The 12,755-nt window shown below is 55.3% G+C and carries 8 protein-coding genes and 2 pseudogenes; 5 read left to right on the forward strand and 5 right to left on the reverse strand.

Features of this window, described 5'->3' with window-relative positions; all coding sequences use genetic code 11:
* Positions 1-131: 131 nt before the first annotated feature.
* The 5 genes and pseudogenes from FS320_RS28930 to FS320_RS28950 form a co-directional block, all read left to right on the forward strand.
* Positions 132-644, forward strand: a pseudogene (locus FS320_RS28930) (response regulator transcription factor); the annotation flags it as partial.
* A gap of 759 nt (positions 645-1,403) precedes the next feature.
* Positions 1,404-4,199, forward strand: coding sequence for a hybrid sensor histidine kinase/response regulator (locus tag FS320_RS28935; protein ID WP_152715730.1), 2,796 nt, complete (start codon positions 1,404-1,406; stop codon positions 4,197-4,199).
* Positions 4,200-4,201: 2 nt separating this feature from the next.
* On the forward strand, positions 4,202-4,690 hold the full coding sequence (locus FS320_RS28940) for a chemotaxis protein CheW (protein WP_152715731.1): 489 nt from the start codon (positions 4,202-4,204) through the stop codon (positions 4,688-4,690).
* A gap of 49 nt (positions 4,691-4,739) precedes the next feature.
* Positions 4,740-5,123, forward strand: coding sequence for a response regulator (locus FS320_RS28945; RefSeq protein ID WP_036353862.1), 384 nt, complete (start codon positions 4,740-4,742; stop codon positions 5,121-5,123).
* Between the two features lie 111 nt (positions 5,124-5,234).
* Positions 5,235-5,843 carry a protein phosphatase CheZ gene (locus FS320_RS28950; RefSeq protein WP_244627459.1) on the forward strand — a complete coding sequence of 203 codons (609 nt, stop codon included), beginning with the start codon at positions 5,235-5,237 and terminating at the stop codon, positions 5,841-5,843.
* A 117-nt stretch (positions 5,844-5,960) separates the two neighbouring features.
* On the opposite strand, the gene FS320_RS28955 is transcribed toward FS320_RS28950, so the two are convergent.
* The 5 genes and pseudogenes from FS320_RS28955 to FS320_RS28980 all read right to left on the reverse strand — a co-directional run.
* The gene (locus FS320_RS28955) at positions 5,961-8,693 is read right to left on the reverse strand and encodes a heparinase II/III domain-containing protein (RefSeq protein WP_152715732.1); all 2,733 of its coding nucleotides are present in this window, start codon (positions 8,691-8,693) and stop codon (positions 5,961-5,963) included.
* 174 nt (positions 8,694-8,867) lie between these two features.
* Complete coding sequence (fixJ, locus tag FS320_RS28960) at positions 8,868-9,488, reverse strand: response regulator FixJ (RefSeq protein WP_162003309.1); 621 nt, start codon at positions 9,486-9,488, stop codon at positions 8,868-8,870.
* A complete protein-coding gene (locus FS320_RS50320; RefSeq protein ID WP_338105529.1) occupies positions 9,454-10,164 on the reverse strand; it encodes a sensor histidine kinase in 711 nt (236 codons plus the stop codon). Before FS320_RS50320 ends, fixJ begins: the two co-directional genes overlap by 35 nt.
* Positions 10,142-12,214: a PAS domain-containing protein gene (locus FS320_RS50325; protein WP_338105530.1), complete on the reverse strand. Its 2,073-nt coding sequence runs from the start codon at positions 12,212-12,214 to the stop codon at positions 10,142-10,144. Before FS320_RS50325 ends, FS320_RS50320 begins: the two co-directional genes overlap by 23 nt.
* A 257-nt stretch (positions 12,215-12,471) precedes the next feature.
* Positions 12,472-12,755 (reverse strand): annotated as a pseudogene (locus FS320_RS28980) (integrase core domain-containing protein); the annotation flags it as partial.

Below are 12,755 nucleotides of genomic sequence, written 5' to 3' on the forward strand. Positions count from 1 at the left end.
AGCCTTGACCGGAGCACGCCCGATCAGGCCTACTTCAACCCGCTTCCGCAACGCGCGGCAGCGTAACCCCGGCAGACGCTCCACTTAGCGAACCGAAAACGCTGTTCAACCAAACCGAGCCACCTCACTCTGCCGAAAGCATTCGCCGTTATTCCAAAGCGCCGATCATCGCACTGAGCGATGTTCGCTCTCTCGAAGAGACGCTGGAACTCTTCACGGCAAAGTTCGACGATGTCGTCCGTAAGCCCGTCCATGTTAGGGAGATCCTGGTTAGGGAGATCCTGGCCCGCTCAGAGGCGGTTTGGCGGCGGGTGAATGCGAATGCTGGAAAGAAAACGCAGAATGATGCTGACCGGCTCAAGGTCTTCTTCGACGGTCGCGATCCGGAGGTTGATGGTCTGCCTCTGGCGCTCCCATGCCGTGAGCGGCACATTCTCGAGTACTTGGTCCGGAAGAGAGGCCATCGTCTGACCAAGAAGCAGATCTTCGACGCGGTTTATGGGATCTACAGCGACGATGTCGAAGACAGTGTCGTGGAAGGACATATCAGCAAACTGCGTAAAAAGCTCCGACAGCGCCTTGGGTATGATCCCATCGACGCAAAGCGTTACATCGGATACTCCTACGTCGGTGCGGCTTCCTAGATCTGATGCTTAACGGCTTGCTGGAAATAATGGAGCGGTAGAGCCGCAAGCAGGTATAATCTTTCCAATCAAAAAGATAGTAACAGGCCGCCCGAGAAAGGTAGAACTTTCCCGGGTGGCTGTTCGTTGCCAGCCATCGTGATGCGATCATCACGCACATCTCAGACGAAAGAATCTGGATTTCGCACTCTTATATTCAGGACCGGCACGCTGGAAGAAAGCGCTTGGTCTCATTGCGTGATGGCGATTGCTCCCTCGATTGCGCCGATATGCTAGCTGGCGCCGAATGTAACCGCAGAAGCTCGTCGTCATTTGACTTGAGTTCTGAAATTAATTGGACGGCCCCCTGTCTGTTAACTTTATTGCAGGAAACAGAGACTTATTATTCCCTAACGTCATGAGTGAGGCTGAAAGGATAGGGTAAGCGCACAGGATCTTTGTTCTCGACTCCAGAAGTCGCCGAACTGTCCCAGGCTAGCCCAACAAGAACACCAGCAAAAATCTGGCGCAGTGAACAAGGCGTATCGGGGCAGGGCATGACAATAAGTACACAGCAGATCTCAACTCAGCGACATCAACGGTCGGACTGGATGTTGCTTGGATCTTGAGCGCGGATCAGGTTCCCGACCTTCGATCTACCAAGCATGGACATGAAGTTCAGCACTTTACTGCCGGCGTGAAGGCCGCATGATTCATCCATCTTGAGGGGCTTGATGATCTGTGCCCGTCAGTTCACGTAGCAAGAGTTGAGATACCGCAATGGACGACCTTCTTCTTGAGTTTCTAACCGAGACCAACGAGCATCTCGAAACGGTCGACGTGGAGATGGTCCGCTTCGAGCAAGATCCTAATAACGAAGCTATCCTCAGTAACATCTTCCGTCTGGTTCATACCATTAAAGGGACCTGTGGGTTTCTTGGCTTGCCACGTCTTGAGGCGCTTGCGCATGCTGCCGAAACCCTCATGTGCAAATTCCGCGACGGTATGCCCGTTACGACTCCCGCCGTCTCGTTGATTCTTGCGACCCTTGACCGGATCAAGGAAATTCTGGGTGAGCTAGAGCGCCAAGGCGCAGAGCCGGAAGGGTCTGACAACGATCTCATCGAGATGCTGGACAAGATGGCGTCGCAGGAAGCTCCTGCCCCGGAGGTCGCTCCTCAGCCGGCACCGCCGCAATCGTCCGGCCAAATGGTCTATCAGGTTCTTGAACGTGAGCTGAAGCCGGGAGAAGTCTCGTTGGACGAGCTCGAGCGGGCCTTCCAGGAGGCGCCTGGACCGGGGAAGGCATCAACCTCCGGTACGCTGACGTATCAAGTGCTCGAACGCCCTTTGAAGTCCGGCGAGGTTTCCCTCGACGAACTTGAGCGCGCCTTCCGCGAGGCACCGGGTCCCATCCCTCTTGTTATCGAAAAACCTGCTGCGAGCGCTCAGGAGGCGGCCGCTCCGCCGCCTCTTTCTCAGGTGCCAAAGAAGAGTGCCGAGTCCTCGGATACAAGCGAAGGCGGCGAAGGGATCGCGGGGAAAGTCCAGACCATTCGTGTCAACGTGGACACGCTTGAGCACCTGATGACCATGGTGTCGGAGCTTGTTCTGACCCGAAATCAGCTGCTTGAGATTGCCCGGAGAAGCTCTGAGGATCACGGTTACAAGGTGCCATTGCAGCGCCTGTCGCAGGTGACGGCCGAGTTGCAGGACGGTGTCATGAAGACCCGCATGCAGCCTATCGGTAATGCATGGCAGAAGCTCCCGCGTGTCGTCCGCGATCTCTCCAACGAGCTTTCGAAGAGAATCGAGCTTGTCATGCAGGGCGCCGACACCGAGCTCGATCGCCAGGTCTTGGAGGTCATCAAAGACCCTCTCACTCACATGGTCCGCAATTCGGCCGACCACGGTATCGAGAACCCTGCCGATCGCAAGGCAGCCGGAAAGCCTGAGAAAGGAACAATCCGCCTCAATGCCTATCATGAGGGTGGCTCGATCACCATCGAGATCTCCGACGACGGCAAGGGGTTGAACTTCGCTGCTATCCGGAAGAAGGCCGTAGAAAGAGGCATCGCAGGCGACGCCGAAGTGGAGCGCATGAGCGATGCGCAGGTGGCCAAGTTTATCTTCCATCCTGGCTTCTCGACAGCGGCAAAGGTCACCTCAGTGTCGGGTCGTGGCGTCGGCATGGACGTCGTCAAGACGAATATTGAGCTGATCGGCGGAACCGTCGATATCCGTTCCGAGCAGGGCCGTGGTACGACATTCACGATCAAGATCCCGCTGACGCTGGCTATCGTCGCGGCGCTCATCGTGGCCTCCAAGGATCAGCGCTTCGCTATTCCTCAGGTCGCCGTCTCCGAACTTGTAAGGGTATCGCCCTCGTCAGAACACTCCATCGAACGCATTAACGGGACACCCATTCTCCGTCTGCGCGACCGGTTGCTGCCGATTGTCCCGCTGTCGAAGGTCATGGGGCTTTCGGGGAATGAGGATGCGAACAGTGGCTTCGTCGTTGTGACGCAGGTTGCCCATCAGCGCTTCGGCATTCTTGTTGACGGTGTCTTCCATACCGAAGAAATCATCGTAAAGCCGATGTCGTCTAAGCTGAGACATATTCAGCTTTTCTCCGGTAACACGATTCTAGGTGACGGCGCCGTCGTGCTCATCATCGATCCCAACGGGCTTGCCCGGATGGTTGGCTCGGAAGCTGACAGCAACGAATTCCAGAGTGACGCTAGCCTTGAGCAGACGACCGCGGCGGCCGACGAGATGACAAGCCTGCTTGTCTTCCGTGGCGGTGGGGAAAGCCTTAAAGCGGTTCCGCTTTCTTTGGTGACGCGGCTCGAGGAAATCGAGGCTTCCACCATCGAATGGTCGAGCGGTCGGCCGGTCGTCCAATATCGTGGACGCTTGATGCCACTGGTATCCTGCGACGAGGAGCTCGCGATCAAGCGGCAGGGAATGCAATCCCTTCTGGTGTTCTCCGATGGCGATGTGTCTATGGGTCTAGCAGTTGCCGAGATCGTGGACATCGTCGAAGATAAGCTCGACGTCGAGCTCCTTGCGGAGCGCTCCGATCTGGTTGGCTCCGCGGTTGTGCGTGGCCGCACGACTGAGATCGTTAACATTGCGCATTATCTTCCTTTAGTCCTCGAGACCTGGTCTCGCAAAGATCGACGCGACGGATCGGACAAGTCCCTGCTCCTGGTCGATAGTTCGACCTTCTTCCGGGACATGCTGGTCCCAGTCCTTAAGGCCTCAGGCTACCGCGTTCAGACTGCGCCAACGGCCCAGGAGGCAGTGCGTCTCTTGTCCAATGGATTACAGGTTGATGTGATCGTGACGGATCTGGAGCTCTCAGGACATTCAGGGTTCGCACTTGTCGCTTCTCTGCGGGCAGACCCGCACCATAGCGCAACACCTGTTATCGGAATGACTGTCAAGCCTGATGCGCAGCAGATCGCCTTGGCGAGAAAGCTGCGGATCTCCGAGATCGTTTCGAAGATCGATCGACGGGGTCTGCTCTCCGCACTGGCTGAGCTCAACACTTCGCTTGAAGAGGCTGCATAACAATGAAACCGATCGAATCGATCACATCCGGTGGAACGAAGGCGACCTCCAGGCAATTGGAGTTTGTAACGGTCACGGTTGCAGGGCAACTTCTCGGACTTCCGATAAGCCGAGTTCATGATGTTTTTGTCGTCAGTGAGATGACGACTGTTCCACTGGCGCCAGGAGAAATCGCGGGTCTTCTGAATCTGCGCGGCCGTGTCGTTACCGCTGTTTCGCTCCGCCGACGTCTAGGCCTAGGGGATTCGAGCAGTGCAGAACGGCGAATGGCAGTCGGTCTTGAAAACCACGGGGAGGCTTATGGCTTGCTTGTGGATGAAGTGGGAGAGGTGCTTAAGCTCGACCCGGATGAGATGCAGCCCAACCCGGTTCACATGGACCGAGGCTGGGTTGGCCTATCGCAGGGGGTGCATCAGCTACACGACAAACTACTGATCGTCCTCGATGTCGACGCCGTTCTGGCGTTCGAAACCGAGCGGGAAGCCGCATAAGCGGTTCTACGAACCTATCCCACCTCTGTTTTGTTGAGGATGCAACCCCGTGAGTCTTGATCTTTCTACCCCTGTTCTCGTCGTCGATGATTACCAGACGATGGTCAGAATTCTTCGCAATCTCCTTAAGCAGATCGGTTTCAATGATGTGGACGACGCCTCCGATGGGCAGGCGGCGTTGGAGAAACTGAGAGCCAAGAAATACGGCCTTGTGATTTCGGATTGGAACATGGCCCCTATGACTGGCTATGAGCTGCTGCAACAGGTGCGTTCCGATGCTGAGCTGAGCTCACTTCCGTTCATCATGGTCACCGCGGAGGCGAAGACCGAGAACGTCGTCGCGGCTAAGAAAGCCGGCGTCAACAACTACATTGTCAAACCGTTCAATGCTGAGACGCTGCGGACGAAAATTAGCGCTGTCTTCAGCGGATAAGTGATTACGAGCAAGGCCATGAAGCCACGGAAAAGCTATCGTATCGAAGCGAGTATGGGTGCGCTCTCGGATGATGAAGGAGCCCACGATCGGCACTCTGAGATTATGAGCATGCTCGGCACGATCAAGGAATCGATCGTTCCAGCGCGCGAGATCTCGACCTCTCTGCTCGAAGAACATCGGCGGGACATGCAGGAAGCTCTTCGCCTGAAGGTGGAGCTCGACTCGATCTATGAGGCTATCAGTCGAACGAAGAGAGAAATTGCGACTCTTCGCTATGCTGGAGCTCAAGGGCAAGAAATCACAAGGGTAACTGATGAACTCGGGGCCATCGTTCTCGGCACCGAGACGGCGACCAATTCAATTCTCGCCGCAGCCGAGAAGATTGATGATCTGTCCAGCAATCTATCATCACGTCTATCTGGAGGAGATCAAGAGATTGCCCGCGAGATCCTGGATCACGTAATCAGCCTCTTCGAAGCCTGTAATTTCCAGGATATTACCGGACAACGTATCAGAAAGGTCGTCAATGCCATGAGATTCGTTGAAGAGCGCGTTCATCATATGATCGACATCTGGGGCGGTCTTGAGAGCTTCAAGGATGTCGAAACCCTAGACGATTCAAAGCCGCGAGGGGAGGCGGCTCTCCTGAACGGTCCTGCTCTTGCAAGTGACAAGGGCGTGACGTCTCAGGACGCCATCGATGCCCTTTTCGACTGACGCATCTTTTTATCCCTAAGAGGATGCCCGGGCTGCCAGAGTTCGGGCCTCCCCTTTGAGGTCGATCGCGGTCGATAGAATGCTCCGAGGCACATGCTGCAATGATGCTTCACGATGTCATGTCAGCAGCTCTCTAACCTTTTGTTCCGCCATCAGATCCATGATCCGTCGAAGCCCATGCTCATTAATGGTAAGGATCATCCCTCCGCAGACATCGCCGGAGCCAGAGAACTTGTAGGTCAGTACGTTGGCAGGCTGGAGGCCTCCCAGGGGGTGAGAGACAAAGCCCTGCAGAGATCCTGGGCGGTCATTGCGGCCATTGTCTATACCCATGCCGCTATACTGCCCCGTCATCACGTGCGGGATGATGCGTAATCGACTTTTATTGCGAAAGCCGAGCGCTAAACCTGGGTTCGCCAAAGCGACTGCTACATTCTCTTCGAAGTGAAGAATCCCATCGAATGAGATGGAATCTCCAGAGCTTCTGAAGCGATCGAAGATGGCGATCGCGTCAAGATTATCAAGGCATATGATGGTTCGTCCGTGCTCGTAACCCGGGCCGTATACATTCGTGCCAATACGTATGATGTTCGCATTGTTGAGTGATGCTCTGGCCTCGATCCACCCAAAGCCTGATGATTGATCGCGTCCATCGGGAATGGCGATATTGTGGGCCTTCGAAGATGTTAAATATTGGCGGGTTGAGCCGGAATCATGAAGGCCTGAGCCGCCCGGATCTGTAATCCATCGGATGCCTCGAGCTGTGTAAACAAAGGATGAGCAATTGAAATGGCCATTCTCATGGCGCTGCTCACCGAATGATGCACACAAATAGCTCCAATGCGGCTTGCGCTCATAGTCTCTGAAGGCGACGATGCCATCTCCTTCGGAGACAAATATCCGTGGACCTGTTGGATACGATAATTCTTCTGTCAGCTTTGGGTCGGATAGGAGAGATCGGCCGTAATTGGAGATCAATCGACGCAGCCAGGATGCATGATGATAGCCGCGAAGCGTATCGCCCAAAGCCGGAAGCATGCCAGCAGGATCTGTAATTCCAACGATGATCTTAAGGCTATCCTTCAGCCGTGCATTAAGGTGTTCTCGGAACTCGCTGGTCTCCAGCATATCCTTGAGGCTGTGTACCAGAAGCAAGCCGATGGAGACGATTTCAAGTCGGTGATGAAGAGATTGCTCGATGGATGAACCTTCATGCCCGATCAGTTGATCGAACCCGCTACGGAGCTGGGTAAGGGCAACGGATTTCCAATATGAAGCTAGAGGAAAGCGGCGAGTTGCACGGGATATAGCAAGCAGTGTGCACGCTGTGCGCAGTTGAATGATTGAAGGTGAGAAGATATTCTGACTTACGATCTCCGATAGCGCGAAGGCATATCTTATGATCTCCGCGAAGAGCTTTTGTTGACGTTTGATATCCTTGGCGCTCTTCGAGGTTGCGCCTAAAGCCAGCAGGTGCAGAAACACCTCCGCGCGCACAGCCATCGATAAAGGATAAGTGCTTAAAGCATCCCTGGGCTGTCCCCAAGGATTGGATTGTGTCCAGGAAATTGCAAGATCCGCGGCTCTCGCGTAGCCGCCGAGTTGCGGCCTTGTTGCAAGATCGAGAAGCCACGAGAGCGATTGGAATTCCAGGCGCCAAGCTGGAGATCTATAAGGATCTTCCGTCCACTCTATGGCCTCAGGAATGGGCCATGGCTCGAGGCCGCATAGAACTAAGGTGCGATCGGCAATTGTCGGTGCTTCGCCATGTTGAACGGCCCTGAGACCATCGTGAAAGGTGAAGAGAGATCCGAGTGTTTCGGGATCAATGAATTGATCAACCAAACTCGCACGCATCTTAAAGGTTTCGGAGCTTGGCAGGCATCGGAGCCGATCGCACACCTCTTCCACGAAACTGAGTGGGCTTGGATTGTCTTCTCCTAGAATATGCTCGAGCAGGAGATCGTCCCCAATCGAGACTTCAAGGGGTGTTACTAAACGGATCAGAGACTCATCTCTCCGGACCTGAAAGCCGAGTTCGACTGTTGCTGCTTGTGAAGGAGGTGTCAGTTCAAGGGTGAAACGCCTTGCCTGCCGGTGGATCGGAATGTCGATAAAGGTTCCAATTGCAGGAGAGGATGAAACTCCTTCATAGGGAGGTGCAAGCTCCTCGCCTTTCTCGTCCCGGAAAATGACATGGGCCAGAGCCCCATCGCTTTCTGAGTTTTCATTAATGAGTTGTCCTCGTACAACAAGTGGATGCCCTGGAACTATCCCGTAGCTCTGCCACCGCGGTGTTGTGCTCAGGTCCCACCAAGTGCGACGTGAAACCGGTACTATCTGATCCTGAACAGCCGTCCGCGTCTGAACGATCTGGTGGATTTTGAGATCGCTGATCGTAAATGGATGCGAGTTACGCCAACTGCGAATTGTGACGGTCAGGTGCTGTGCCGGAGCTGGGATGAAAAAGTTAAACTTCACCTGGCTTGAATGTGAATGATCGCTGCTTCGATCATAGTAAGCGGGTCCAGCTATGTAGTAGCTATGAGGGTCGATCTGAGTTCTCGACAGCCCTGGAACATACGCGAAGTCGATGCTTGACCCGTCTCCCGTCAAGAAGTCGATGCCGACGGATGCAAAGTCATGAACGGTTCGAGCCTCCTCTTCCTGATGCCAGGCGATCTGAAAATTAAGTTCGCACCACGCGTCGCCGGAAACATCCTTGAAGTCAAAGACGATACGGGACCAACGATTGTGGTTTGAAACGACATGAATGTCGCCGGTAGGGCTCGGCGAATCTTCCGCAGCCTGGTCGCGAAGAGCCGGGAGAATGCGTCTAACTTCAGGCATGCAGATACCAGAGCCTTATCGAGAAACGTTATTGAGCGAGAGTGCACGGAGTTCTATCAGTTCAGTCTCTAGCTGCAGTACAGCTATTGATGAGAGCGACCTATTCTTTGCACTGAAACTTGGACTGTGAGTTGGTGCCGCCTCGATTTTGGGCATCGATTCCGGCCTACTCGCTTAGCTTCCGGTCGCGACCTCAAGAAACAAAGCCATGCGGATCAGTTCGGATAGGCTTTTCGCTTCCATCTTTGACATCACATTAGAACGATGGATCTCCACCGTACGGATGCTGATGTTCAGCTCGTGGGCGATCATCTTATTGGCTTTTCCGGCGACGAGGCCATCGAGCACTTGGCGCTCCCGTTGAGATAGCGACTGCAGTCGCGCTTGCGTCCGAAGAAGTTCTTGGTTCTTGCGGACGCTTTTCTCGTCGCACACCAATGCGAAGCGCACCACTTCCAGAAACCGATCTTCCCTGAAGGGCTTTTCGAGGAAATCGATAGCTCCCGCTTTCATGGCTTCAACGGCGAGAGGAATGTCGGCATGGCCTGTCATGACGACAACCGGAACATTAAGCCCACGACCGTGGAGACGGCGAATGAACTCCAAGCCATCGATACCAGGCATGCGCACGTCCGTAACGATACAGCATCTGCCCGGGTCTTTGACCTCGTCGAGAAATGCTTTTGCAGACTCGTAGAGGCGAACGTTCAGGCCAGCCGATACCAGCAGAAACGAAAGAGCTTTTCGCACTCCAACGTCATCATCCACCACATACACGATCGGCGTGTTCGACACTGGCCATGTCCTCCTTATCGACAGTTCTAAGCGTGAAATGGAAGGTTGTTCCCTCCCCGGGGATCGATTCTGCCCAGATCTTGCCGCCGTGAGATTCCACGATCGTTCGGCTAATCGAGAGGCCGACCCCCATGCCACTCTGTTTCGTGGTCGTAAACGGCTTGAACAGGTTCTTCAAGACCTCCGGCGGGATCCCCGATCCGGTGTCCTGCACGCTTATCTGAACGAGAGAGTCAGACTGTATGGCTCTGGCCCTGATCATCAGTTCACGCAGGCTCACGTCCTGCATCGCCTCGATGGCATTGCGGATGAGATTGAGCAGAACCTGCTGGATCTGAACGCGGTTCACGAAGACCAACGGGTTTTCCGATGGAAAGTCAAACTCGACCTTTACTTCTTTCTCTTTGGCGCCGACCAGAGCCAAGGCGCTGGCCTCCTCGACAAGTCGCTGAAGCCCCTCGATCTGGTGCTCGCTGCCTCCACGAGCCACGAATTCGCGCAACTGCCGGATGACCTCGCCAGCACGCAAGGCCTCTTCGGCCGCTTCGTTCACCGCATGCCGGACGAGGGCAACCTTCTCGCCCTCTATGCCGCTCAGGATCATTCCGCAGCCTTTGAGATAACTGGTGATCGCGGTCAGAGGCTGGTTGATTTCATGGGCCAGGGTCGATCCCATCTCGCAAGGCCGTGAAGCGGGACATGTAGGCGAGTTCGGATTGCAATTCCTGCATCCGCGTTTCGGTCCTCTGGCGTTCGGTCAGGTCGCGAATGAAGGCCGTGAAGAAGCGTTGCCCATCTGATTCCATCTCGCCAACCTGAACTTCCATGGGAAAGGTCGAGCCGTCCTTGCGTTGGGCAACAGCCACACGACCGCTTCCGATGATGCGGCGCTCCCCCGTCTGGCGGTAACGGCGGATATTGCCGTCATGCTGCTCCCTATAGGGGAGGGGCATCAGAAACTTGACATTGGTCCCGATGACTTCCTCCGGATGATATCCAAACATATGCACGGCCGTGGCACTGAAGGAGCGAATAATGCCGCTCTCATCCGCGACAATCATGGCATCCGGGACGGTCTCAAGAATGGACCTGAGGTGAGCCTCTCTCGTGCGCAGCCGCTCTTCGCTGGAGCGTAGGGCATTTTCTGCCAGCTTTCGTTCCGTGATGTCCTGGATCGTTCCGATCTTGCGAATGGGCCGGCCACTTTCATCGACCATGGTGCGGCCGATCGCGGTAACCCATCGCTCGCCGCCAGTGTCCGCACGAATGACCCGGAACGTACCGCTATAGGTTAAGCTGGCACCAGGTTCATCCGCATAGAATGTCTTTTCCATATGCTCGCGGTCGTCGGGATGGACACACCCGAGGACGATCTCTCGGGTGATGCCGACATCCGGTGCCAAGCCCAGGATCTGGCGGGCTTCTGGCATCCACTGACGACGACCGGTCACGAGGTCCTGATCCCAGATCCCGAGAGCCGTCGTTTCAATGGCCAAGCGCAGGCGTTCCTCGCTGCTGCGAAGTTTCATTTCCGCCAATCGCTGGTCATGAATGTCGGTGACCGTGCCCACCCATTCCACGACAGCCCCATCTTCGTTCAGAAGGGGAACGGCTCTCGTCAGCACCCAGCGATACTTCCCGTCCGAGTGCTGAACACGATACTCAAAAATGCACGGCTCGTTCGAGGTCCGAACAGCCTGCCACTGGGTGAACAGCTTGTCGCGGTCATCCGGATGAGCGGCTTCCAAGAACCCGTAACCTGTGTATTCCCCTTTGGTCTGACCGCTGAACGCCTCCCACCCCCAGACCTTCGTGATCGAGCCGTCCGTCGTCGCGCGCCAGACAATGGCGGCGCTCGCTTCGATTAGAGCGCGATACTGCTCTTCGCTCTGGCGCAGCCGCTCGGCCGCTGACTTCTGCTCGTGAATATCAGCGACCGTGCCAACCCATTCCTGCACTACGCCATCGGGATCCCGAAGGGGAACCGCTCTCGTCAGGACCCAGCGATACTCGCCGCTGGACTTGCGGATACGATATTCACTTGTGCCGGGCTCTTCGGATGCAAGCGTCTCCAGCCAAGTCGACGTTGCCCGTTCACGATCATCGGGGTGGACATTCTCCAGCCAAGCATAATTTTTGAGATCGCTCAGGGCTTGACTATCCGGGCTTCCCCAGCCTGATGCGCCATCGATGATCGAGCCATCTGGCGAGGCGCGCCAGACCACCGCCGCGCTCGCCTCGATCAGGGCTCTGTACCGTTCCTCCTGGGTTTTCAGCGCGGCCTCTGCAGCCATGAAACCGCTGACATCGCGGGCTGTCAGAACAAAGCAGCATATATCTCCGGATCCATCTTCGACGGCATCCATCGTCACTCTGCACAAGAGATGGAAACCTTCCTTGGTCGTGCAGCGAGCATGATCTCCGTAATGGCCCAGATTCCTGGCAACTCTCAAATCCTGACCAGATTTATTTTTGCTCAGATCATCCGATGGATAAAGGAGAGAGTAGTGGAGACCCAGAACATCATCTGCTTCCCAGCCGTAGATGTGTTCCGCGCCCCGGTTCCACGATACAATGTTTCCATTGAGGTCGAGCGTGATCAATGCAAAGTCGCGAATTGAGTTGAGAACGCGGCCGGCATCAGCGACCTGGCGAGCATCTCGACCCGATCGCACATTGAATCTGTCATTTAACGCAGAAGTATGAGTCATTACCCCCCAACCCATGTGCTGCGTTGCATGCAGGATCTAAGCTTAATGGCGGAGAATCGCCTTGAACAACAATATTGATATGCCCATTCGGCAATAAAAGTCACCGTTGCGATTGCATGAATGCCATGAAGTCAGCAATCGAAAAATCGACTGAACCAGGAGCAATATTGTCGCGTCGAGAAACGCGAAGCATTGAAACTGCTACTATATGACATTGCATAACGTTTATAGTGGCAATGCTGCATTGTTTCGGGGGTAATCGGGAGGTAGTTGTCTGGATGCGAGACCTCCTTGGCATGAGCGATGACCTGGAGGGCTGGCGGCAACGCGTCTGCATCGGGTGGCTTGTAGCGGCGGTTGGCGAGCTTCGGCTCGGCAGCCAGGCGGCTTCGCACAACCTCATCCGGGGATCGCCCCTTGAGCACGCGTTGACGTCTTCTGTTATAGGCCTGATTGAAGCCCTTGAGCAGCGTCTCGAGGTCCCGATGGCTGTAGATGGTGATGCCCAGCACCTCGCGCTGCACCCGCCCGTTGAAGCGCTCCACGAGACCATTGG

This window comes from Microvirga tunisiensis, from assembly GCF_009296175.1.
Taxonomy (GTDB): Bacteria; Pseudomonadota; Alphaproteobacteria; order Rhizobiales; family Beijerinckiaceae; genus Microvirga; species Microvirga tunisiensis.